This is a genomic window from Lysinibacillus sp. NPDC056232 (assembly GCF_042267565.1).
Classification (GTDB): domain Bacteria; phylum Bacillota; class Bacilli; order Bacillales_A; family Planococcaceae; genus Lysinibacillus.
On sequence record NZ_JBHJTF010000054.1, the window covers coordinates 1 to 22,071 of the forward strand.

At 38.4% G+C, this 22,071-nt stretch carries 25 protein-coding genes, 1 tRNA gene, 1 other RNA gene and 1 other annotated feature; of the genes, 6 read left to right on the forward strand and 21 right to left on the reverse strand.

Annotated elements, in window-relative coordinates:
- Positions 1 to 321 precede the first annotated feature (321 nt).
- The 6 genes from ACFCYJ_RS24710 to ffs form a co-directional block, all read right to left on the reverse strand.
- Positions 322 to 594, reverse strand: coding sequence for a pro-sigmaK processing inhibitor BofA family protein (locus ACFCYJ_RS24710; RefSeq protein WP_376078293.1), 273 nt, complete (start codon positions 592 to 594; stop codon positions 322 to 324).
- A 338-nt stretch (positions 595 to 932) separates the two neighbouring features.
- On the reverse strand, positions 933 to 1,148 hold the full coding sequence (locus ACFCYJ_RS24715) for a YaaL family protein (RefSeq protein ID WP_376078295.1): 216 nt from the start codon (positions 1,146 to 1,148) through the stop codon (positions 933 to 935).
- A gap of 13 nt (positions 1,149 to 1,161) precedes the next feature.
- The gene (recR, locus tag ACFCYJ_RS24720) at positions 1,162 to 1,758 is read right to left on the reverse strand and encodes a recombination mediator RecR (protein ID WP_049662542.1); all 597 of its coding nucleotides are present in this window, start codon (positions 1,756 to 1,758) and stop codon (positions 1,162 to 1,164) included.
- Between the two features lie 11 nt (positions 1,759 to 1,769).
- On the reverse strand, positions 1,770 to 2,084 hold the full coding sequence (locus ACFCYJ_RS24725; RefSeq protein ID WP_376078299.1) for a YbaB/EbfC family nucleoid-associated protein: 315 nt from the start codon (positions 2,082 to 2,084) through the stop codon (positions 1,770 to 1,772).
- Positions 2,085 to 2,105: 21 nt separating this feature from the next.
- The gene (dnaX, locus tag ACFCYJ_RS24730; protein ID WP_376078302.1) at positions 2,106 to 3,893 is read right to left on the reverse strand and encodes a DNA polymerase III subunit gamma/tau; all 1,788 of its coding nucleotides are present in this window, start codon (positions 3,891 to 3,893) and stop codon (positions 2,106 to 2,108) included.
- Between the two features lie 367 nt (positions 3,894 to 4,260).
- An RNA gene (gene ffs, locus ACFCYJ_RS24735) (signal recognition particle sRNA large type) lies at positions 4,261 to 4,528 on the reverse strand.
- A gap of 170 nt (positions 4,529 to 4,698) precedes the next feature.
- Between ffs and ACFCYJ_RS24740 the strand changes: the two genes are divergently transcribed.
- The 4 genes from ACFCYJ_RS24740 to ACFCYJ_RS24755 all read left to right on the forward strand — a co-directional run bounded on the left by ACFCYJ_RS24740 (position 4,699) and on the right by ACFCYJ_RS24755 (position 8,609).
- A tRNA-Ser gene (locus ACFCYJ_RS24740) sits at positions 4,699 to 4,791 on the forward strand.
- 310 nt (positions 4,792 to 5,101) lie between these two features.
- Positions 5,102 to 6,364, forward strand: coding sequence for an ATP-binding protein (locus tag ACFCYJ_RS24745; protein WP_376078303.1), 1,263 nt, complete (start codon positions 5,102 to 5,104; stop codon positions 6,362 to 6,364).
- Positions 6,365 to 7,243, forward strand: coding sequence for a response regulator (locus tag ACFCYJ_RS24750; RefSeq protein ID WP_376078306.1), 879 nt, complete (start codon positions 6,365 to 6,367; stop codon positions 7,241 to 7,243).
- A 91-nt stretch (positions 7,244 to 7,334) separates the two neighbouring features.
- Positions 7,335 to 8,609: a cation:dicarboxylate symporter family transporter gene (locus ACFCYJ_RS24755; RefSeq protein ID WP_376078309.1), complete on the forward strand. Its 1,275-nt coding sequence runs from the start codon at positions 7,335 to 7,337 to the stop codon at positions 8,607 to 8,609.
- Positions 8,610 to 8,763: 154 nt separating this feature from the next.
- Here ACFCYJ_RS24755 and ACFCYJ_RS24760 read toward each other — a convergent pair whose 3' ends face one another.
- From ACFCYJ_RS24760 to ACFCYJ_RS24810, 11 genes are all read right to left on the reverse strand, one after another.
- Entirely contained in the window at positions 8,764 to 8,922 is a 159-nt protein-coding gene (locus ACFCYJ_RS24760; RefSeq protein WP_376078311.1) for a hypothetical protein, read from the reverse strand.
- A 22-nt stretch (positions 8,923 to 8,944) separates the two neighbouring features.
- Entirely contained in the window at positions 8,945 to 9,571 is a 627-nt protein-coding gene (locus ACFCYJ_RS24765) for an RraA family protein (RefSeq protein ID WP_376078314.1), read from the reverse strand.
- A 185-nt stretch (positions 9,572 to 9,756) separates the two neighbouring features.
- A complete protein-coding gene (locus ACFCYJ_RS24770) occupies positions 9,757 to 10,284 on the reverse strand; it encodes an LOG family protein (RefSeq protein WP_376078316.1) in 528 nt (175 codons plus the stop codon).
- A 161-nt stretch (positions 10,285 to 10,445) separates the two neighbouring features.
- Positions 10,446 to 11,114 (reverse strand): deoxynucleoside kinase, encoded by a 669-nt coding sequence (locus ACFCYJ_RS24775; RefSeq protein WP_370048811.1) that lies wholly within the window; start codon positions 11,112 to 11,114, stop codon positions 10,446 to 10,448.
- Positions 11,111 to 11,749 carry a deoxynucleoside kinase gene (locus tag ACFCYJ_RS24780; RefSeq protein WP_376078319.1) on the reverse strand — a complete coding sequence of 213 codons (639 nt, stop codon included), beginning with the start codon at positions 11,747 to 11,749 and terminating at the stop codon, positions 11,111 to 11,113. The genes ACFCYJ_RS24775 and ACFCYJ_RS24780 overlap by 4 nt, the downstream gene beginning before the upstream one ends.
- A 230-nt stretch (positions 11,750 to 11,979) precedes the next feature.
- Positions 11,980 to 13,269 (reverse strand): MFS transporter, encoded by a 1,290-nt coding sequence (locus ACFCYJ_RS24785; RefSeq protein WP_376078322.1) that lies wholly within the window; start codon positions 13,267 to 13,269, stop codon positions 11,980 to 11,982.
- Between the two features lie 24 nt (positions 13,270 to 13,293).
- A complete protein-coding gene (locus ACFCYJ_RS24790) occupies positions 13,294 to 15,705 on the reverse strand; it encodes a heavy metal translocating P-type ATPase (protein WP_376078325.1) in 2,412 nt (803 codons plus the stop codon).
- Positions 15,706 to 15,786: 81 nt separating this feature from the next.
- Positions 15,787 to 15,993: a copper chaperone CopZ gene (gene copZ, locus ACFCYJ_RS24795; protein ID WP_376078328.1), complete on the reverse strand. Its 207-nt coding sequence runs from the start codon at positions 15,991 to 15,993 to the stop codon at positions 15,787 to 15,789.
- Positions 15,994 to 16,050: 57 nt separating this feature from the next.
- A complete protein-coding gene (locus ACFCYJ_RS24800) occupies positions 16,051 to 16,383 on the reverse strand; it encodes a metal-sensitive transcriptional regulator (protein ID WP_376078330.1) in 333 nt (110 codons plus the stop codon).
- Between the two features lie 75 nt (positions 16,384 to 16,458).
- Positions 16,459 to 17,415, reverse strand: a complete 957-nt coding sequence (locus ACFCYJ_RS24805) for a cation diffusion facilitator family transporter (protein WP_376078333.1) — start codon at positions 17,413 to 17,415, stop codon at positions 16,459 to 16,461.
- A 20-nt stretch (positions 17,416 to 17,435) separates the two neighbouring features.
- On the reverse strand, positions 17,436 to 17,771 hold the full coding sequence (locus tag ACFCYJ_RS24810; protein WP_376078336.1) for an ArsR/SmtB family transcription factor: 336 nt from the start codon (positions 17,769 to 17,771) through the stop codon (positions 17,436 to 17,438).
- A 75-nt stretch (positions 17,772 to 17,846) separates the two neighbouring features.
- On the opposite strand from ACFCYJ_RS24810, the gene ACFCYJ_RS24815 reads away from it, so the two are divergent.
- Positions 17,847 to 18,083, forward strand: a complete 237-nt coding sequence (locus ACFCYJ_RS24815; RefSeq protein ID WP_376078338.1) for a hypothetical protein — start codon at positions 17,847 to 17,849, stop codon at positions 18,081 to 18,083.
- 53 nt (positions 18,084 to 18,136) lie between these two features.
- Complete coding sequence (tadA, locus tag ACFCYJ_RS24820; protein ID WP_376078341.1) at positions 18,137 to 18,649, forward strand: tRNA adenosine(34) deaminase TadA; 513 nt, start codon at positions 18,137 to 18,139, stop codon at positions 18,647 to 18,649.
- A 143-nt stretch (positions 18,650 to 18,792) separates the two neighbouring features.
- Here the strand turns inward: tadA and ACFCYJ_RS24825 are convergent, their stop codons facing one another.
- The 4 genes from ACFCYJ_RS24825 to pdxS all read right to left on the reverse strand — a co-directional run bounded on the left by ACFCYJ_RS24825 (position 18,793) and on the right by pdxS (position 21,978).
- Positions 18,793 to 18,918: a hypothetical protein gene (locus tag ACFCYJ_RS24825; protein ID WP_376078344.1), complete on the reverse strand. Its 126-nt coding sequence runs from the start codon at positions 18,916 to 18,918 to the stop codon at positions 18,793 to 18,795.
- Positions 18,905 to 20,185 carry a serine--tRNA ligase gene (serS, locus tag ACFCYJ_RS24830; protein ID WP_376078347.1) on the reverse strand — a complete coding sequence of 427 codons (1,281 nt, stop codon included), beginning with the start codon at positions 20,183 to 20,185 and terminating at the stop codon, positions 18,905 to 18,907. The genes ACFCYJ_RS24825 and serS overlap by 14 nt, the downstream gene beginning before the upstream one ends.
- Positions 20,186 to 20,255: 70 nt before the next feature.
- Positions 20,256 to 20,479, reverse strand: a binding site (T-box leader).
- A gap of 49 nt (positions 20,480 to 20,528) precedes the next feature.
- Positions 20,529 to 21,092, reverse strand: coding sequence for a pyridoxal 5'-phosphate synthase glutaminase subunit PdxT (gene pdxT, locus ACFCYJ_RS24835; RefSeq protein WP_376078349.1), 564 nt, complete (start codon positions 21,090 to 21,092; stop codon positions 20,529 to 20,531).
- Position 21,093: 1 nt separating this feature from the next.
- Complete coding sequence (gene pdxS, locus ACFCYJ_RS24840; protein ID WP_376078352.1) at positions 21,094 to 21,978, reverse strand: pyridoxal 5'-phosphate synthase lyase subunit PdxS; 885 nt, start codon at positions 21,976 to 21,978, stop codon at positions 21,094 to 21,096.
- Positions 21,979 to 22,071: the final 93 nt, after the last annotated feature.

Genomic DNA, 22,071 nt, shown 5'->3' on the forward strand with positions numbered 1-22,071 from the left:
TCGTCCTGAGCCAGGATCAAACTCTCCATAAAAAGAAATTTGATTAGCTCAAATTGTTTTGCTGGCATCATGTTTGATGTCCAAAATTTTGTTTCATTCACTAACTCAAGGTTAGTTACTAAAAACTTTATTGATTACGTTTTGCTTGTTCAGTTTTCAAGGTTCATTTTGTTGCTGTTTTTTCAGCAGCAACTCTTATATAATATCATGTCGTAAACTCAATGTCAACAACTATTTTAAAACTTAAAATCTATTTGTTTTCCAACGGTTATCTTAACGACTCTTATTACTATACCACAATATTTTTTCTTTGCAAGTATTTTATAAGAAATAGATTAAGGCAGTTACTCCTAGTACACCCGGAATACCCAATATTGCAATCGTGAACACTGAAAATAGATTAATTGGTACATTATAGCCAACATACCCTATGCCTAAGTGAATAATAAATAATAGTAGAAAGGCAAAAGCAAATCTGAACCAAAATACAGACATTCCTTCTAAAATTTTACCCATCTTGGCATGTCTTATTATTATATAAAGAAAAAGAAGCACTACAGGCACACAAATACTCATAATTACTAACCACGACACATGGTTTCCCCCTTAAATATAATTACGAAAGTTTATGTTTCCTATATTGCTTCTATGAATACCAATTATTCCTCGGCATAATTGTAGCTGTCGCGCAGATAAACAATGCGTCCGGATTCGGCTTTGTGTTTAGGCCTGCTGCGCGAAAGCAAAGCGTCAGCGGCAACAACACGAGGGCCTACACGATGTCGGCCATTTCGGTAATGCCAGGACGTGGCGTTTTTACCGACGCAGGTCAGTTAGCCGTTATCGCAAGGATGCGATGGATTTAGGTTAACATCCTATATTAACTTATTTCAGCGGATGTTTGGACACCCGCTGAAATAAGTTGAAAACTATTATTTAATCAATACTCTCCGAATTCTAGCTTCCTTAAACAAATAAAAATGTATACTCTCCGCCACTTTTCGTTGAGCAATTGCTTCTAAATCATAGTCATCTAGGAACTCTTCAATTATCTTTGCTTGCTGTAAATCCTCTTTTGTTTCTTTTATAAGACTCACAAGCTTGTCATCGAATTCTTTTTTTAATTTTCCCTTACTGCGGAAGAACATATTAATCCCTCACTCACAATTCTCGGCGACCTTCCATTGCCTTCGATAACGTTACTTCATCTGCATATTCTAAATCTCCACCTACTGGTAGTCCATGAGCAATCCGTGTTGTTCGAATACCAGATGGCTTCACTAGACGAGAAATATACATAGCTGTTGCCTCGCCTTCAATAGTTGAATTCGTGGCTAAAATAAGTTCCTGAACAGTCTCATCTTGCAAACGAACTAGCAGGGAAGCGACATTAATATCCTCTGGACCAATACCATCCATAGGTGAAATAGCTCCCTGTAATACATGATACATACCATTGAAATCACGCATTTTTTCCATTGCAATCACATCTTTTGTATCTTGAACAACACAAATAATAGAATGATTTCGTTGTTTGTCCGTACAAATATGGCATGGATCTACATCAGTTATATTGCCACATACGGAGCAGTAGCTTAAATTTCGTTTAGCATCAATTAATGCCTTTGAAAAGGACAAAACGTCATCCTCTTTCATTGTTAGTACAAAAAACGCCAGACGAGCCGCGGTCTTCGGCCCGATACCTGGCAATTTCATAAAACTATCAATCAGTTTCGATATAGGTTCTGGGTAGTACATTTTTTTACCTCCTAGAATGGAAGGTTCATGCCCTGAGTGAATTTACCCATTGTTGCATTTGTTTTTTCATCTACTTTTTTCAATGCTTCATTTGTAGCAATAACGATTAAATCTTGTAGCATTTCGATATCGTCTGGATCTACTACTGATGGATCAAGATTTACTTCTACGACTTCACGTTGACCAGTTACAGATACTTTCACCATACCGCCACCAGCTGCGCCTTCAAATCGCTCTGCGTTTAAAGCCTCTTGAGCCTCCATCATTTCTTTTTGCATTTTTTGCATTTTTTTCATCATACCTTGCATATTTCCCATTCCACGCATAAACATATTCCTCCTAAATGATTAGTCTTCAACAATTTCAATAAAATCTTTACCAAACAGCTTTTCTGCTTCCGTCACAAGTGGATCTTGTGAAGCAAGCGGTTGAGCATCGTCGATAAACGGCCCTTCTGGCATTTCTGCCGGTGGTGGTTCTGTTAATTCCATTTCATGATCGGTTTCATTCTGAGATTTATTCTCCTGCTGTAAGCCATGATCACGAATAAACTCTTCACGTAATTTTAACCAAGTCTCTTCAGGCGTACAAAGCATTTCATACATAGTACCAGTTTGCCCTGCAATTAATTGTGTGAAATGAGCTTTTAGGGATTGATTCTCAGCAACCATTTGACAATGAATATCATACTTGAATTTTAACACAAAAGCACTTGATGATGCCGCAACAGGTTCTGCCTCTGCTAAAAGAGCTGACTGAGATTTTTGCAGTTGGCTTAATGCCTGTGCCCAAACCGATTTGATACGTTGTACATCTTGCTTTGTAGCATCTTTTAGTATCTCTTGAATACGGCCTGTTGGTGCTTTATAGCCATTTGGACTTTTTGCTCGCGGACGTTGTTCTTTTGGTGATTGCGCCGTTTGCACAGGAGCACCAGCTTGTAATTGGGCTGATAGTTGTTGCACCATCTGCTCAAGCGCCACGATTTTTTGAGCGAGCTCAGGGCTCATAGCTACCTCACCTGAAGTGGCAGTCTGACCTACTGCCCCTCCCGAAAACTGCACCATTTTAAGTAACGCTGTTTCTAAGTAAATTTTTGTATGGTGGGAGAACCGCATTTCTTGCTGTGTTTTCGCTAAAATATCAATGTAGCCATAGAGCAAATCCGGTGCAAAATCATGCGCTAATGTAAATACTCGCTCCTCTGGTGATACTAGCTCTAATAATTCAGCCAAATCTTCACTTGTTTGCAGTAGTAATAAATCCCGGAAAAATGTAATCAAGTCCTCTGAAAGTCGAAGAGGATCTTTCCCATCCGCAATAAGCTGTTCTAATAACGCAAGCATTTGTGCGACATCTTTACCTTTAAGAGCTTCTGCTAATTCATAGAAAATTTCCTGACTAATAGAACCTGTCACAAGTAATGTATCCTCAAGCTTCAACTTTTCTCCACTGAAGGATACAACCTGATCCAATAAGCTTAAAGCATCACGCATACCACCAGCTGCTGATTGTGCGATTACCTTTAAACCTTGTTCCTCAAATGGTAACTGAATATCCTCTAATACCACTTTCATGCGCTCAATAATATCATTAGTTGAAAGACGTTTGAAATCAAAGCGCTGACATCGCGAAATAATCGTTGCAGGCAATTTATGAGGCTCTGTCGTTGCTAAAATAAATACAGCATGAGCAGGTGGTTCTTCTAATGTCTTTAAAAGGGCATTGAAAGCGCTTGTAGAAAGCATATGCACTTCATCAATGATATACACTTTATATCTGCTACTCGCAGGAGCAAATCGAACTTTCTCAATGATATCTCGTATTTCTTCAACGCGTGAATTAGACGCCGCGTCAAATTCAATAACATCTGGGTGAGAACCTTCTGTAATGCTTAAACAAGTAGCACATTCATTACAAGGCTCTTTTGATGGTGCATGCTCACAGTTTAAAGCCTTTGCAAAAATTTTAGCCGTACTTGTTTTCCCAGTACCACGTGGGCCTGAAAATAAATAAGCATGCGTTGTTTTATTCGCTAGGAGAGCATTTTGTAGCGTTCTTTTGACATGTGCTTGACCTGACATTTCTCGGAATGATTGCGGTCGATACACACGATAAAATGCTTGATACGTCAATGGTTTCCTCTCCTCTTCTTCATTATATAGAATAGTTCCATTATAGCATTTGCTTCATTATTTATAAAATAGTGTCGTCGTTTTTTAAAAAATCAGGACGATTGTTTTTCGCTTTTCAATAGAAATATAATAATTCCAGCTCACTTATAAGGGAGGCTAAAGTAAATCTTCCTACCTCTCTTTTATGTGCTATCTTATCCGTTGCTTTGGTACAATTTGTAGATCCCTCAAACGTTCCGGCAACTGCCCCTCCGTCTAAAAAACCTAACAAATAGTATAAAATCAAAATAAAAAAACAACTTGTAAACATAATAAAAAAACGCATCCGCCTTTTGTAGACGGATGCGTTTGAATTGGCAATTTAATGCCGTGCACCTTTCTTCGACAGCCGCACATAAGCGTTACTCTTGTCGTTAGCTCAGATTAGGCAACCCCGCGGCACATGAATAAGACCACTTAATGCTGCTTCCTTCCGGACCTGACATGGTTCATGGGTATCCATTGCGCAGGACCCAATCGTCAACACTACGTGCAAAAGGCAGACCAAACAATACGGACAGCCTCGAAAAAGGAATTCAGTCTCGCTAGAGCGGATTGCGAGTTACAGGACACCGCTACCTTCCCACCTAGCACGGCAATAACTAGTATACTAACTGTTTTCATAAATTGCAACTTAATACACATAATATTTGTGTGGAATATTCTATCTGCACTGTAAAAAAGAAATTATAAAAAACCTGTTGACGAGTATTTCAAAATATGATAAATTTATTTTTGTCGATGAGACAATGCAACAAAACAACATGGAGGTATACCCAAGTCTGGCTGAAGGGATCGGTCTTGAAAACCGACAGGCGGGTAACACCGCGCGGGGGTTCGAATCCCTCTACCTCCTCCAGTTTTAAAATTCCGACTACAAATGTAGCCGTTTTTTTTTGCCCAAAAATTATATGTAACACTTACTAGATGCCACTTCCACTTAGGTTGTGGTATTTTTTTTATTGTAAAGTATGATTTTATAAACGGGAATAATCTATAGTATTATTTTATCTAAACAAATGCGCTTTCGTTTCGAAGTCACGTTCCGCCCCACCGTAACATCAAAAGTAGTGGTACAATTACTTTTATTTCAAAGACGTAACGAGCTCTTTAGCATATCTTTTCTTTGCTATATTGCTCCGTTAAAATTGATTAGGGAGGATCTTTTTATGCACTCGAAATTTTATTTATCTCGTGCTTCCCTCACTTGGATTTTCATAATTGCTCTATTAACTGCTATCGGTAGTGAGATTAAAATAATGCCTTTCGCTAATACACCTTTTCGTTTCGGATTAGGCAGTATCATTTTCTTTTTATGCACTCTACTTAGACCCACTTCTATCATTTTAGCTGGATTTACTACGAGCATCGTGACAACCATTTTTCGAGTTATCAGTAATTACTCTTTACATGATGTTCCAGTAGTCGATAGTTTACTAATACATTTACCTGCAGCTGCTTTTTATATTTCGTTTGCAATATGCCTACAAATTTTAAGTATTCATCAATATAGAGAAAAACCACTAATGCTTGGATTACTAGTTGCTTTTAGTGAAGTATTTAGTAATTTAGTGGAACAACTATTTCGTTTTTTTATAAATGCTAATACTTTTTTATTACTCCATGATTTGCTTATATTATTAGCAGTAGCTTTATTACGTAGTTTCTTTGTAGTTGGTATTTATAGTTCCATTTTAATTGCTGAGCAAAAAAAACGTGTTCAAGAAATGCTTACGATTGGTTCAGATTTATATGTTGAGACACTTTATTTAAAAAAATCTATGAACCACATAGAAGCAATTACAGTTAGTGGGTTTGAATTATATCGACAATTAAAATCGTTAGGCTATCGCGCAGAAAGTTTACAGGCACTCCATATTGCCCAGGAAATTCATGAAGTAAAGAAGGATTCTCAACGCATTTATGCAGGTATTTCTAAAATTGTTGGTGATAAGAGCTTTGGCTCCCTTAGATTGTCGGAGCTATTACATTATATTGAAGACGGTAACAGTAAGTATGCTAATTTTCTTGGGAAAGAAATAGAGTTTACAATAAATATTAACATCGATTTTCAAACGAATGAACATATTGCATTGCTTGCACTTTTGAATAATTTAACAGCTAATGCTATTGAAGCAATTGAGGGTCAGGGTGTCATTTCTATTGCCATTCAGCAGCAACAGGATGATACTGTAATAACAGTATGTGATAATGGGAAGGGAATTCCACAAAGTAATCTCTCTATTATTTTTGAACCTGGATACACCACAAAATACAATGTAGACGGTGTCGCAGCTACAGGTATTGGGCTTTCACACGTTGTTGAATTAGTAAATAAATTAAATGGCTCAATATCCGTTGAATCAAACAATCAAAACACGATGTTTAAAATTAAAGTTCCTACGCAAACTATTCAAACGGGAGAGACTTAAATGAGGTATTTTATTGTAGATGATGATCGAGCAAGTCGGGTCATGTTAAAGCAAATTATTGAAGATGGTGGTTTAGGTACAGTAATTGGTGAAGCACGTAATGGCGAAGATGCCATTCCACAAATTTTAATGACTCAGCCAGAGTTTGTACTGATCGATTTGCTTATGCCTAAGCTTGATGGAATAGCAACAGTCGAACAACTTATTCAAAATCGTTTTGAGGGGCAATTTGTCATGATTTCTCAGGTCGTGAATAAGGAAATGGTTGGTGAGGCATATGAGCAAGGTATAGATTTCTTTATTCATAAGCCTATAAACCGTATTGAAGTCGAGAATGTTTTACGTAAAACAACTGAACAATTTCGCTTAAAAAATTCATTGCTTATTATTCGCCAGTCACTTACAAATATTGATCTAAGTGAACAAATAAATCATAAAGCAACGTCACGTGATCATATTCAATCTATCTTAAATGATATGGGTATCGTTGGTGAAATCGGAAGCGAAGATATTATAGCTATTATCGAAACATTGCTTGCTCATCAGCACAAAATTGCACCGCTTCCTCCATTAAAGGAGCTTTATGAGGAAATTGCAGTTGTCACAAAGGCTACACCCGATGAAATTTTGAAGGAAAGTAAAGCCATTGAACAGCGTGTGCGCCGTACTATATTAGCAGCGATGATAAATCTCGCCAATTTAGGTGTCGTAGATTATACAAACTCCGAATTTGAATATTATGCACCTCGATACTTTGACTTTAAAGAAATTCGTCTGCTTATGACTCAGATAGAAGATCACAAAAATCGCAAAGCAAAAGTTAATATTAAGAAGTTTATTCAGGTGTTATATTCAGACATTTTAACAAAAGTAAATTAATTTTCTCGGATTTTGTCGGATTTCATAAGTCCTCCGTATTATTAAAGTAAGGCAAGTCCTAAAAATTTTAATATTAGGAGGTACTAAGGTTTTGAAGAAGAAATTTAGAATCAGTTTAGCCACTCAAATTTTAGTCGGTTTGATTTTAGGGATTATTGTTGGCGGAATCTTTTACGGAAGTCCAAAAATCGAAACATATTTACAACCTCTAGGTGATATTTTCCTTCATCTAATTAAAATGATCGTTGTACCGATTATTATTTCCACTTTAATCGTTGGTGTTGCTGGCACTGGAGATATGAAACAACTTGGACGATTAGGCGGGAAATCGCTTATTTACTTCGAAGTTATTACAACAGTAGCAATTGTAATTGGTTTACTTTCCGCAAACTTATTCCAACCAGGCGCGGGCATAAACATGAACGAGCTCTCTAAAGGAGATATTTCGAAATACGTTGCAACTACAGAAGAAGTACAGCATGAAGGACCATTTGATATTATTGTAGGTATAGTACCGACAAATATCATTCAGGCAATGTCTGAAGGTGATATGCTTGCTATTATTTTCTTCTCAGTTATTTTTGGTTTAGGGGTTGCTGCCATTGGCGAACGAGGTAAACCAGTATTAAACTTCTTCCAAGGGGTAGCAGATACCATGTTCTGGGTAACTAACCTCGTAATGAAATTCGCTCCAATTGGGGTATTTGGTTTAATTGGTGTAACCGTTTCCAAATATGGATTCGCTTCACTAATACCACTTGGCAAACTCGCTATACTTGTTTATGCAACAATGCTATTCTTTATCTTTGTCGTTCTTGGTCTTGTGGCCAAATTTGCAGGTATCAGTATCTTCTTCTTAATCAAGGTACTAAAAGATGAGCTGATTTTAGCGTTCTCAACAGCAAGTTCTGAAGCTGTATTACCGCGAGTTATGATGAAAATGGAGAAACTAGGTGCTCCAAAGGATATCGTATCCTTTGTTATTCCAACCGGTTACTCCTTTAACTTAGATGGTTCTACACTGTACCAAGCTATTGCTGCATTATTTATTGCTCAAATGTACGGTATTCACCTAAGCATTGGTGAACAAATTACGTTAATGCTTGTATTAATGGTTACATCTAAAGGGATTGCAGGTGTTCCAGGAGTATCCTTCGTTGTGCTTCTAGCAACTTTAGGTACTGTCGGCATTCCAATTGAAGGTTTAGCATTCATCGCAGGTATCGATCGTATTCTTGATATGGGACGTACAGTCGTTAACGTAATTGGTAACTCACTTGCGTCATTAGTAATGGCGAAATGGGAAGGCCGTTTCGATGCAGAGAAAATGAAAAATTACTTTAAAGAAAATGAAAATTTAGCATAAAAATTTAAAAAAATCCTCACGATGTATGGATGGCATCGTGAGGATTTTTTTATGCCTCGGCATAATTGCGTCCGAAGGCTTTTGGCCAACAAATGTTTTTTTTCGCGAAAGCGTAGCGTCAGCAAAGAGTTTTTTTCTATGCGAAAGCGTAGCGTCAGCAAAGAGTTTTTTCTATGCGAAAGCGTAGTGTTAACGTAGCGACAGCAACAGCACGATGTTGGTCACTCAGTCGTGTGTTGTTGTTGTTGTTGCTTCGCTTTCGCACAGTTAAAACCTTGTTGCTGTCGCTTCGCTTTCGCATAGTTAAAACCATGTTGCTGTCGCTACAAATAACATTAGCTGAAAGAAGCTAAAACTTTATCTAAATAAGCAATAATTGATTCTTTCCCGCTTACGTGTGCTTCTTGTGCACGTATTTCATCCTTTTGGATTTTGGCCTCAGCAGCTGCAACCATACGCTCTGCATCATTCTGAGGCACGACAACAACACCATCCATATCCCCAATAATATAATCGCCAGGATGAACAGCAACGCCCCCAATAGCAATAGGAACATTTACTTCCCCACCTCCATTTTTATGGCCAGCTGCTACGGTTGTGCCAAGTGAAAATACAGGGAAATCTAGCTCACGAATAGCTGCAATATCACGAATAACACCATCAACGACAACGCCCTGTATACCAATACCCTTCGCTAATGAAAGAACAAAATCACCAGCAACTGCACGATTGGTATTCCCTTTAGCATCAATTACTAAAATATCTCCTTCTCTAGCAGCACGAATGGCTTCCAATACTGCACCATTTTCACCATCTGGTAAACGTACTGTTACCGCACGACCAGCAATTTTATAATGATCCGCTAACGGTTTAATATCACTCCGTAAATTCGTATGTCCCCCTGTCGCATCTGAAACTGCAGTCGTTGGCAAATGCTTAAAACTTACTTCCACTTTTGTCATCAATAACACCCCTATTATGATTTATGAAAACTTACTCAATTATTGTAAATAAAATGTATCTACTATTTCAATATATTTCAGAAAATTACGAAATATTAATTCGGATTATATTACCGAGCGGGGTAATTTTTTGTGGCAATTTGGGCAATTAGAACGCATCATTTATTAAAAAACATGCGCAAAAGTTACCCCTGTTCTTTTAATAAATGTAATATTTCCTCCGATGTAGTAGCTACACGAATAAGTGGTTTTTGTTCTGTTCGTATAAAACCTTCCTCAAGCATTTTCTGAAAGTGTTGTAAAAGCGCATCATAAAAGCTATTTACATTGTATAAAATTACGGGCTTTTCATGTAGTCCAATTTGCGCCCACGTAAACACTTCAAAATATTCATCCATTGTCCCACCACCACCGGGTAAAGCTATAAAAGCATCTGCTAACTCTACCATTTTGGCTTTACGTACATGCATAGACTCCACAAAATGAATCTCTGTTAACGAGGCATGTGCTAATTCCCGCTTCTGCAAATGAGTTGGCATCACACCAACAACTTCTCCGCCAGCTTCTAATACTGCGTCTGCTACTTTTCCCATCAGTCCTGTTTTCGAACCACCATAAACGACACCATGACCATTTTGAGCTAATACAGTACCTAACTCGGCTGCCTTCTCTGCATAAATTGGATTTATGCCTAAGCCAGAACCGCAATACACCGCTATTCTTATAACAATCCCTCCTACTCAAAAGACGTGACACAATAGGCTATATATTGTCTCACGTCTTTTGATGATTTATTTTCTTCAATTACTTGTTTCTGCGGCCAGAACGCAAAGTTTTCCTTACTATACGTTAAACTTTAAGCATAGTCTATTTCTTATTTACGTAAATGACTTGTTTGTTTTAGCATATGACTGATGCGGCTCACAATTGATTCAATTGCTTCAGGATTTTTTAATAAATCATAATCATTGATATCTAAACGTAGAACCGGGCATGAATTAAAATTATTGATCCAGTTCTCATAGCGTTCATGCATTTCAATCCAATAATCATTCGGTGTTTGTTGCTCCATTGAACGTCCACGCTCTTGAATACGGCCAATTACATCATCAATTGGCCCCTCTAGATAAACAAGCAAATCTGGATGCGGGAAGTACGGTGTCATCACCATCGCATCAAATAAATTTGTATACGTCTCATAATCTGTTGGGCTCATTGTACCTTTGTCATAGTGCATCTTCGCAAAAATCCCTGTATCTTCGTAGATGGAGCGATCTTGAATAAATCCGCCGCCATATTCAAAGATTCGCTTCTGCTCCTTAAAACGCTCCGCTAAAAAATACACCTGTAAATGGAAGCTCCATTTTTCAAAGTCCTCATAAAATTTATCTAAATATGGATTCGTATCCACCTTTTCAAATGACGTACGGAAATTTAGCGCCTCTGCCAACGCCTTTGTCATCGTTGATTTTCCTACACCAACCGTACCAGCGATTGTAATGACCGTTTGTGGTGGAATATCGTATTTTTCTCTCAAATTCATTGTTGCAAACTCCTTTGTTGTAACGTGTCCTTTATTGTTTGTAATACATATGTCAAATCATTTGGATTTTTTACGAAATCAAGCTGATCACCATTAAATCGAATAATAGGAATCTCGGGATGCATCTTCTCAAAATGCTCGATAAAGGAATGATAATCTGCCACCAGTTGCTCCATGTAATCTCGTGAAATCATTTTTTCAAATTCACGACCGCGCATCGCAATACGTTTCATCAACGTATCAACACTGGCATGTAAATAAACAACTACATTAGGTACAGGCATATCTTTCGTTAATATTTTATAGATTTCCTCGTATTTCTCATACTCAGTTGATGCCAATGTACGCTTTGCAAATATTAAATTTTTAAAAATGTGGTAGTCCGCTACAACAGGTTTATCATGTGTTAAACGGAATTTTTTTATATCCGATAATTGTTTATAGCGATTACATAGGAAGAACATTTCCGTTTGGAAGCTCCATTCCTCTATGTTTTCATAAAACTTATTTAGAAAAGGGTTTTCGTCTACTATTTCTTTTAATAGATGGTAATTAAATGTCGCTGCAATCTCTTTCGATAAAGAGGTTTTACCAACACCAATCGGACCTTCTACCGTAACAAATGGAACCGTCACCAGAAGCTCCTCCTTTATGTTCTATGGATTCTATCGTCAGTTACCTCGTCCTCGAGGTTTTTTATATTCAGTGCTTTTCATTGTATCATAGTGAGAAAATGAAAAACAGAATCAAACTATTGCTCTATTAAGACAGATGATAAAAAACGACAAAAAAATAGACCCACCGAGGTGAGCCATCATTTATATAGCTATTTAATTTTTCTCTACAGTCTAAAAGTATAGGAGATTCAATTAAAATTGCTTTTAGCTTTGTATTTCGTCCATAAGACCACTGACACTAAAAGTAACGCTACATACATCCCGATAAAGCCTAAAATTGCATAGCTTGTGTACGCTACGACAACTCCTGATAATAGACTACCCGCTGAGCCACCGAGAGCAACCCAAACATCTACCGAGCCTTGTGTTTTTGCGCGGCTGTCAATCGTCGTTGAGTCAATAATAATCGCTGTACCACTAATCAAGCCAAAATTCCAACCTAAACCTAGTAATATGAGGGCAACCGTTAGCCAAAGTAAAGAATCACCTGGGGCAAATGCTGCAACTAAGCCTGCCGCTGCCAAAATAACCCCTGAAGCAATGACGACAAAAGTTCGTCCAACTTTATCGACGAGCAGACCTGTTCCAAGGGATGGTAAATACATCGCTGCGACATGCAATCCTATAACCATCCCAATAGCACTTAAACTGCTTCCATGTCCCTGCATATGAATAGGAGTCATTGTCATAATAGCGACCATAATAACATGAGATAAAACTAATACAAGCGCTCCTATGAAAATTCCAATACGATTTACATGACTATTTGTCGTAGCAGACGCATCAGCCATTTTACTTTGTTGCTTATATTGCTCGGCAGCAATGGCTTTTGCAATTAATAATGGATCTGGACGGAGAAAAATAAATAGCGTAAGACCTGCTAAAGTGTACGCAACAGCAGCTAAAATAAATGGGCCGACTAATGCGGGCATATTGAGTGCTTTCGCGACTTCCCCCATAGGCGTTACTAAATTAGGCCCTGCGACAGCTCCGAACGTTGTGGCTACCATTGCAATACTTGTGGCTGTCGCACGCTGTTTTTCATTAGCTAAATCGGTTCCCGCATAACGGGCCTGTAAATTTGTAGACGTTCCTGCGCCATACACAAATAAAGCTAAAAATAACAACACGATACTGTTCATATTAGCCGCAATAATCACACCGATTGCACCAATACCGCCCGCTATAAAACCGAACGATAAACCGTAGCGTCTACCTAAGCGCTGTGAAAGCTGGCCGACAATAAATGCTGATAATGCGGAGCCAAGGGTAAATAGAGCAGAAGGTAAACCTGCAAAGCTTTCTGTTCCTAACATATCTTTTGCTAGCAATGCTCCTACAGTAATCCCTGCTGCTAGCCCTGCTCCACCAAATATTTGCGACATCAGCACGATTAAAAGAGTACGCTTATATAGCTTTTGTTGTGCGTTTGTTGAATGGACATATTGCTCCATTGTCATTGAAGATTTATTAACCATAAAACACCTCTAAACTGTTCATAATTATAATTTAACTCGCTGTAAACGCAGTGCATTTAAAACGACAGATACTGAACTAAAAGCCATCGCTGCACCTGCTACCCAAGGAGCTAGTAAACCGATTGCAGCAATTGGAATGCCTAATGAATTGTAAGCAAATGCCCAGAATAAGTTTTGCTTAATGTTGCGCATTGTTTTACGACTCATGATGATAGCATCCGCAATACTGTTTAAATCGCCACGAATTAGTGTAATATCCGCTGCTTCCATAGCCACGTCTGTACCGGTACCAATCGCCATTCCTATATTCGCTGTCGCAAGTGCTGGTGCATCGTTAATGCCATCACCAACCATCGCTACTTTTTTACCTGTAGCTTGCAGTTTTTTCACTTCATTCGCTTTGCCTTCTGGAAGAACTTCAGCAATCACATGATCCACACCAACTTCTGCTCCAATAGCTAGTGCTGTACGTTCATTATCACCAGTCATCATAATAACGGTAATGCCCATTTCTTGTAGACGACTAACCGCTTCTTTTGAAGTATCTTTCACTGTATCAGCAACTGCTACTAGACCAGCATACTGACCGTTAATCGCAGCTAACATGGCCGTTTTACCATTTTCCTCTAATTGCTCCATTGTTGGTAGGATATCATCAATATGAATACCGTATTGTTGCATCAATTTACGAGTACCGATGACAACTCCTTGACCAGATACAGTCGCTTGCACACCGTAACCTGGTATTGCTTCAAAGAATTGAACATCTCCTAGGTCAATACCGCGATCAGCAATTCCTTGGACAATTGCTTCTGCTAACGGATGCTCGGATTGCTTCTCTGCTGCACCAATTAACGATAAAAAATGCGCTTCGTCTTGGTTTGCCGCTAATACAACATCCGTTAATACAGGTTTGCCATGTGTCACTGTACCTGTTTTATCAACAACTACTGTATCGATACTTTGTGTTTGCTCTAAATGCTCTCCACCTTTAAATAAAATACCAAATTCCGCTGCACGCCCAGAACCCGCCATAATAGATGTTGGTGTTGCCAATCCGAGCGCACATGGACAAGCGATAACGAGAACTGCAATTAATACTTCAAGTGCTGGCGTAAATTCACCAGGTCGTACCCAAATAATCCAAATTAAAAACGTGACAAACGCAATGCCAACAACGATTGGTACAAAGACGCCCGAAATTTGGTCTGCTAAACGCTGGATTGGCGCTTTGGAGCCTTGTGCATCTTCTACAACTTTAATAATTTGAGCTAAGGCTGTATCGCGACCGACTTTAGTCGCTGTCATTTTAATAAAGCCATTTTTATTAATAGTAGAACCGAATAATAAATCACCTTGCTTTTTATCAACAGGTAAACTTTCCCCTGTTAACATCGATTCATCTACAGCTGTCGTTCCTTCTAATACCTCACCATCAACAGGAATTTTTTCACCAGGTTTCACTAAAATAATGTCACCAATGACTACTTCTTCTAATGGTACTTCTTTCTCTACATCATCACGAACCACGATGGCCGTTTTTGCCTGAAGGCCCATTAATTTTTTGATTGCTTCAGATGAGCGACCTTTCGCTTTCGCTTCAAATAATTTTCCTAATAAAATTAAAGTAATCAATACGGCACTTGTTTCAAAATATAGATGTGGGGCATGATGTGATCCAACAGTAATAATTGCTTGATATACACTATAAAAATACGCCGCAGATGTTCCCATTACTACAAGTACATCCATATTGGCACTACCATTACGTAAAGCTTTGTAGGCTCCCACATAAAATTGCTTCCCGATGATAAATTGAACAGGAGTAGCCAACACCATTTGTACCCACGGATTCATTAAAAACTCAGGGACATATAAAAATGATGTAAATGAGAAGTGTCCTACCATCGTCCACAATAATGGTAATGAAAGAATAGCCGATAAAATAAATTTTTTTTGCTGTTGTTTGATGGCCTGTTCACGATGATCCGCAGTTTCTTGCTCATCTGCTTTTTGATGGGCCTCATATCCTAATTTCTCAACCTTTGCAATAATATCTGCAATCGTCACCTCAGATGGGTTAAACTCAATAGTTGCTTTTTCAAGTGCTAAGTTTACGTTCGTAGAGGACACACCTGCTAGTTTATTTATACCCTTCTCTATACGTGTAGCACAGGCTGCACATGTCATGCCTGTAATGTTGAATTCAGTTTTTTGTTTCACGACACCATAACCAAGTGCTTCAATTTTCTTTTCAAAATCTTCTTCATTTAATTTTGTCGAATCATATTTAATGGATGATTTTTCAAGAGCTAAATTAACTGTCGCTTGTTCTACACCATCCATTTTATTTAAACCTTTTTCTATACGAGTTGCACAGGCTGCACACGTCATACCTGTAATTTGCAAATTCGCTTCTTTTATTTCTGAACTCATGATCATTTCTCCTCCCCACATACCAACAGGGGGTATGTGTAATTGAAAATAATAGAGTGCTACATGAGCACCCTACTTATATTATTTAACGTCATAGCCTTGATCATCGATTGTTTCTTTAATTTGGTCTAGAGATACTTGTGTTCCATCAAATGCTACATCTACTAAACCATCAGCTAAGTTTACTTTTACTTGTTCAACGCCAGCTAAAGCTCCAACACTTTTTTCCACTGAGTTTACACAATGTCCACATGACATTCCTTGTACGTTTAAAGTTACATTTTGCATAAAATATCTCTCCTTTAATTTAGATACTATATAGGGGTATATATTTATTAAAAAATTTTACTTCTTCATTAATTTTTGGATAGTCACTACTAATTCGTCTAACACTGCCTCATCACCTTCCGATAGGCGATCTACTACACATCCCTTTAAATGACCTTCTAATAATATCTTTGCTACACTATTTAAAGCAGACTGTGTGGCAGACAGTTGCGTAATAATATCATCACAGTAAACGTCTTTGTCAATCATCCCTTTAATACCGCGGATTTGACCTTCAACTCGATTCAAACGAGTCGTTAAATCTTTTTTTACGCGTTCAGGGTGATGGCTTTTTCGACACGACGTAGCTTCCTCTGTATGACAAGCATCCTCTTTCACTATATCCTCCATTAAATGCACCTCCTACTTCATAATCATCATACTATACCCACGAAGGGTATGTAAAGCTTAAAATTTTTATTTTAGTTAATGATGATGGTGGTGATGATTCGACTGCTCATTTTTTATTGTACATAAAATTGAATTATCGTGCTTGTGCGCTACTGTTTCCAATTGAATCGTTACATGCTTTATGCCCTTATGCTCAAGATTATGTTCAATTTCTCGTAATATATTCTCACTATCCGTAATTTTTAACTGATCCTCAACAACTGCATGACAGGAAAGTGCATTTGCTCCACTTGTTATTGTCCAAATGTGTAAATCGTGAATGCTATGAACGCCGTTTGTTTGTACAATAGTTTGTATGATCTCTTGAACATCAACGTTTGAAGGTGTTCCTTCCATTAGAACATGGATAGCAGCCTTCGTTACATAGTATCCGCTTCGCAATACTAATGCGGCAACAATAACACTCGCAAGTGGATCAGCCCAACCCCAACCAAAGAACATAATTAATAGTGCGGCAACGATGGCTCCTACAGATCCAAGCATATCACTTAATACGTGTAAATAAGCTCCACGCATATTTAAATTATCTTTTGTATCACTGCCGCGCATCATAATCCAAGCTACCAAAATATTTACCAAAAGACCGATTGTACTAATAATCAACATGCCTGTTGTTGCCACTTCTGGTGGATTTGCAAAACGTTCTATTGCTTCATAGAAAATGAATAAAGCAATTAAAATTAAAGTCACACCATTCAATACCGCTGCTAAAATTTCAAATCGTTTATAACCGTATGTTTTACTATAGCTTGCTGCCTTTTCTCCAAACATAAAAGCAAGTAAGGCTATCGCTAATGAAATGGAGTCACTTAACATATGTCCTGCATCGGATAAAAGAGCCAAACTATTTGTTAAATAGCCACCAATCGCTTCAACAACCATATAACTCGTAATAATAATAAATGATAGTATTAATATCTTTTTATTTGCGCCATGTGTATGATCATGGCCATGATCATGATTATGTCCCATGTTTTATCCCTCCATTAACTCTAGTTATGTGCAGCATGCTCAATAGCTTGCTTCAATAAATTCATAATGTGATCATCATCTTTTGAATAATATAAGGTTGTGCCTTCCCTTCTATATTTCACTAACCGTAAATTTTTCAAAAAACGTAACTGATGTGAAACTGTTGATTGACCTAAATCTAAAATTTCAGCGATGTCGTTGACTGAATGTTCATCTGTACATAATAAATTTAAAATGCGAATTCTTGTCGGATCACTTAATGCTTTAAATGTTTGAGACACGACGAATAGCGTTTCTTCATCTAAATGTTGCTCTTTGTTAATCTGAACCTCTGTATTTTGTATTTTTTCATCCATTTAGTTTACCCCTAACCTTTTTATATTTATATATGAGCATGTATTCATATATAAATATAAATGGTTGTATTGGAAATGTCAACGTTTTATCTTCTTACTACTGAATCCGGACACATTGTTTATCTGTGCGAAAGCAAAGCGACAGCAACAAATGTTTTATGTAGCGAAAGCGCAGCGGCAGCAACATTGTTTTTCTGTGCGAAAGCGCAGCGGCAGCAACATTGTTTTTCTGTGCGAAAGCGCAGCGGCAGCAACATTGTTTTTCTGTGCGAAAGCGCAGCGGCAGCAACAATTATACCGAGACATATTTGATAGTAGCAATTGTCAATTAAGCAAGATACACTAAATGATAAGGAGAGATCATAGTGGATATTTTTGAAACAGACCGATTGTTTATGAACAGTGCACTGGAAGAAGCTAAGAAAGCAGCTTTACTTGGAGAAGTGCCAATAGGAGCTGTACTTGTATATGATGGAGAGATTATTGCACGAGCTCATAATTTACGAGAAACAACACAAAATGCAACGACGCACGCTGAATTAATGGTTATTCAAGAGGCTTGTGAAAAAATAGGTAGCTGGCGCCTCGAAAAAACAACACTCTATGTGACACTTGAACCTTGTCCTATGTGTGCAGGTGCAATTTTACAATCCCGTGTGCCGCGTGTTGTATATGGTGCAAGAGATATAAAAGCAGGCTGTGTAGATTCACTCTATCGTTTACTGAACGATGCACGCTTTAACCATGAGTGTGAAGTAACTGAAGGAATTTTAGCCGAGGAATGCGGACAAATCTTAACCGATTTTTTCCGAGCTTTACGTGAACGAAAAAAGGCCGAGAAAAAAGCACGACAAGCTTTAATTGTTGAAAATGATTAAGAGGAAAGTTTTGTAGTAGTAATTCTAAAGAACACTAGCCTCCAATTTATGTATAGTTTAAGATCGTTAGCATAAAAAAGAAAAACTACTGTTGAGATTAAATTTTCAACAGTAGTTTCTTTTCTTTCATTTTTCGACTCAGTTTACTTTGGAGCGATTACTTCTTTTCCGCCCATATACGGTCTTAATACTTCAGGGATTACTACGCTTCCTTTTGCACCTGCCGCTTCGCTTTCGGTGCAGAGCTGACTTTGTTTATTTCGGAGCAATCACTTTTTTACCGCCCATATATGGAACTAATACTTCAGGAATTACTACGCTTCCGTCAGCTTGCTGATAGTTTTCTAGGATTGCTGCTACTGTACGGCCGATTGCAAGACCTGAGCCGTTTAATGTGTGTACATACTCTGGTTTTTCATTTGGCTCACGACGGAAACGAATATTTGCTCGACGTGCTTGGAAATCTTCAAAGTTAGAGCATGAAGAGATTTCACGGTACATATTTTGAGCTGGAATCCAAACTTCTAAATCGTACTTTTTCGCTGCAACAAAACCTAAATCAGCTGTACACATTTTTAGTTTGCGGTATGGTAACCCTAATAATTGCAGTACTTTTTCTGCATGACCTGTTAATAGTTCTAGCTGTTCATAAGATTCTTCTGGTTTAACAAATCGTACTAATTCTACTTTGTTAAATTGATGTTGGCGAATTAAACCACGTGTATCGCGTCCCGCAGAACCCGCCTCTGAACGGAAGCAAGCACTATATGCCGCAAAGCCCTGTGGCAATGCTTCACCTGGTAAAATTTCATCACGATAGAAGTTTGTCACAGGTACCTCTGCTGTTGGAATCATGAAATAATCTGTGTCATCTAATTTAAAGACATCTTCTTCAAATTTAGGTAGCTGTCCTGTACCTGTTAAGCTATCACGATTGACAATTACAGGTGGTAGCATTTCTTCATAGCCATGCTCTTCTGCATGTAAGTCCATCATAAATGCCATTAATGCGCGTTCTAAACGAGCACCAAGGCCACGATAGAATAAGAAACGACTACCAGTCACTTTTGCACCACGTTCAAAGTCAACAATTTGTAAGTCCGTAGCGATATCCCAGTGTGCTTTAATGTCAAAATCAAATGTTGGTACCTCACCCCAAGTATATTCCTCCACATTATCGTCCTCTGTTGTGCCAACTGGTACAGATTCATGTGGAACGTTTGGTAAACGCATCATCATATCTTTAAAGCGTTCTTCTACATCATTTAATTGGACATCTAGCTCTTTAATTTCATCGCCAACCTGACGCATACGTGCAATAACTTCATCCGCATTTTCTTTATTACGCTTCATGATAGAAATTTGCTCAGATACTTTATTACGTTCAGCTTTAAGCTCTTCTGTTTTTGCAATTAATTCACGACGCTTTGCATCTAATTGTTCAAAGTCGTCTAAGTTTCCTAAATCCTCATTACGTGTTAATAGCATTTCTTTAATTTCCGCGAAATTGTCGCGCACGCGTTTAATATCTAACATCGTCATACCTCCAGTAGATTCTTAATGATGGGAAAATAGTTAGTGGAAACACAAAAAAGCCCTCATCCCCAAAAGGGACGAGAGCTACCCGCGTTGCCACCCTAATTGATTAGACACATTGTACTTTGTCTAATCCACTTATTTCATAACGGCATTTCAGCCGGCGACAGCCTACTTCATTAACTTCGACTGCGCAACTCCAGGACGGATTCACAAGTGCTTTTATCAGCTTCCACCACCCGCTGACTCTCTAAAAAAAACGTGCTTGTTACTACTTCCCATCATCGTGTTCAGTTATTTAAATTTTATCCATACTGTACTATATGAATTGAGATTTTGCAAGTCATACCATAGAAGATACAAAATATTCAAGAATCCGTGCATCTGACGTTAATTCAGGATGGAAGGAACAGCCTAATAAATGATCGTCCTTTGCTAACACGATTTTCCCATCATGCTCTGCTAATACTTCAACACCTTCACCTACGGAAACAATATGTGGCGCGCGTATAAAGACAGCCGGAATAGCCTCACCTATTTCAGGTATGTCGAGCTTCACTTCAAAGCTATCGACCTGACGTCCATAAGAATTCCGTGCAACTACCACATCCATTACTGCTAAATGTGATTCATAATCCACTAATTCCTTTGCCAATAAAATCAATCCGGCACATGTTCCAAACATCGGTAAACCTTCCTTTGCAAGTGTGCGAATTGGCTCTATTAGCTCATATCGATTCAGCAATTTCCGCATCGTTGTGCTTTCTCCACCAGGCAAGACAAGTCCATCAAGCTTCTCTAAATCACTTCTTTGTTTTACTAAAACAGCTTCGCATCCGAGAGACTCTAACATTTGCACATGCTCTCGTACCGCTCCCTGTAATGCTAAAACACCAATTCGCTTCATCTTACCAGCCTCGCTCTTGCATACGCTCATTTTGACTAAGCTGTGCAATATCGATGCCTTTCATTGGAACGCCTAGCTCTTTTGAAATCTCAGCAATTAGTTTGTAGTCCTTATAATGTGTAGTGGCTTCAACAATTGCACGAGCAAATTTCTCTGGGTTTTCTGATTTGAAAATACCAGAACCAACAAATACACCGTCAGCTCCAAGCTCCATCATTAATGCTGCATCTGCTGGCGTAGCAACTCCACCTGCTGCAAAATTCACGACTGGTAAACGGCCATGACGTTTAATTTCTCTTAATAATTCAAAAGGAGCACCAAGCAATTTAGCCTCTGTCATTAATTCGTCCTCTGTCATACCAACTACCTTACGTACTTGCGCATTTACTTTACGAATATGACGAACAGCCTCTACAATATTTCCCGTCCCTGGTTCCCCCTTAGTTCGTAGCATGGAAGCCCCCTCACCAATGCGTCGAGCCGCTTCACCTAAATCACGACACCCACAAACGAAAGGCACTGTATAATCACTTTTTAACAAATGAAACTCCTCATCCGCTGGAGTTAATACTTCACTTTCATCAATATAATCAACACCCATTGCTTCTAACACTCTTGCTTCTACAATATGTCCAATACGTGCCTTAGCCATTACGGGAATGGATACAGCCCCCATGACCTCCTCGACAATACGAGGATCCGCCATACGTGCTACACCACCCGCCTTACGAATGTCTGATGGTACTCGTTCTAATGCCATGACAGCTACAGCTCCTGCTGCTTCCGCAATTTTCGCCTGCTCCGCATTAATAACGTCCATAATGACACCACCCTTTTGCATTTCTGCCATCCCGCGCTTAACTAATTCTGTACCTGTTTGTCTCATGATTTCTAACCTCCACCTTTATGATGAAATTTAGTATAATCGAAATTGACCATATAAAAATATCCAGTTTATAAAATAACCATAAGGTCAGGA

Excerpts from the sequence above, each read along its gene's own strand:
- ACFCYJ_RS24715 (WP_376078295.1), bottom strand. The coding sequence starts at position 1,148 with ATGTTCTTCCGCAGTAAGGGAAAATTAAAAAAAGAATTCGATGACAAG.
- recR (WP_049662542.1), bottom strand. The coding sequence starts at position 1,758 with ATGTACTACCCAGAACCTATATCGAAACTGATTGATAGTTTTATGAAA.
- ACFCYJ_RS24725 (WP_376078299.1), bottom strand. The coding sequence starts at position 2,084 with ATGCGTGGAATGGGAAATATGCAAGGTATGATGAAAAAAATGCAAAAA.
- ACFCYJ_RS24745 (WP_376078303.1), top strand. The coding sequence starts at position 5,102 with ATGCACTCGAAATTTTATTTATCTCGTGCTTCCCTCACTTGGATTTTC.
- ACFCYJ_RS24750 (WP_376078306.1), top strand. The coding sequence starts at position 6,365 with ATGAGGTATTTTATTGTAGATGATGATCGAGCAAGTCGGGTCATGTTA.
- ACFCYJ_RS24760 (WP_376078311.1), bottom strand. The coding sequence starts at position 8,922 with ATGGTTTTAACTATGCGAAAGCGAAGCGACAGCAACAAGGTTTTAACT.
- ACFCYJ_RS24765 (WP_376078314.1), bottom strand. The coding sequence starts at position 9,571 with ATGACAAAAGTGGAAGTAAGTTTTAAGCATTTGCCAACGACTGCAGTT.
- ACFCYJ_RS24775 (WP_370048811.1), bottom strand. The coding sequence starts at position 11,114 with ATGAATTTGAGAGAAAAATACGATATTCCACCACAAACGGTCATTACA.
- ACFCYJ_RS24785 (WP_376078322.1), bottom strand. The coding sequence starts at position 13,269 with ATGGTTAATAAATCTTCAATGACAATGGAGCAATATGTCCATTCAACA.
- ACFCYJ_RS24790 (WP_376078325.1), bottom strand. The coding sequence starts at position 15,705 with ATGAGTTCAGAAATAAAAGAAGCGAATTTGCAAATTACAGGTATGACG.
- copZ (WP_376078328.1), bottom strand. The coding sequence starts at position 15,993 with ATGCAAAATGTAACTTTAAACGTACAAGGAATGTCATGTGGACATTGT.
- ACFCYJ_RS24800 (WP_376078330.1), bottom strand. The coding sequence starts at position 16,383 with ATGGAGGATATAGTGAAAGAGGATGCTTGTCATACAGAGGAAGCTACG.
- ACFCYJ_RS24805 (WP_376078333.1), bottom strand. The coding sequence starts at position 17,415 with ATGGGACATAATCATGATCATGGCCATGATCATACACATGGCGCAAAT.
- ACFCYJ_RS24810 (WP_376078336.1), bottom strand. The coding sequence starts at position 17,771 with ATGGATGAAAAAATACAAAATACAGAGGTTCAGATTAACAAAGAGCAA.
- ACFCYJ_RS24815 (WP_376078338.1), top strand. The coding sequence starts at position 17,847 with ATGTCAACGTTTTATCTTCTTACTACTGAATCCGGACACATTGTTTAT.
- serS (WP_376078347.1), bottom strand. The coding sequence starts at position 20,185 with ATGTTAGATATTAAACGCGTGCGCGACAATTTCGCGGAAATTAAAGAA.
- pdxT (WP_376078349.1), bottom strand. The coding sequence starts at position 21,092 with ATGAAGCGAATTGGTGTTTTAGCATTACAGGGAGCGGTACGAGAGCAT.
- pdxS (WP_376078352.1), bottom strand. The coding sequence starts at position 21,978 with ATGAGACAAACAGGTACAGAATTAGTTAAGCGCGGGATGGCAGAAATG.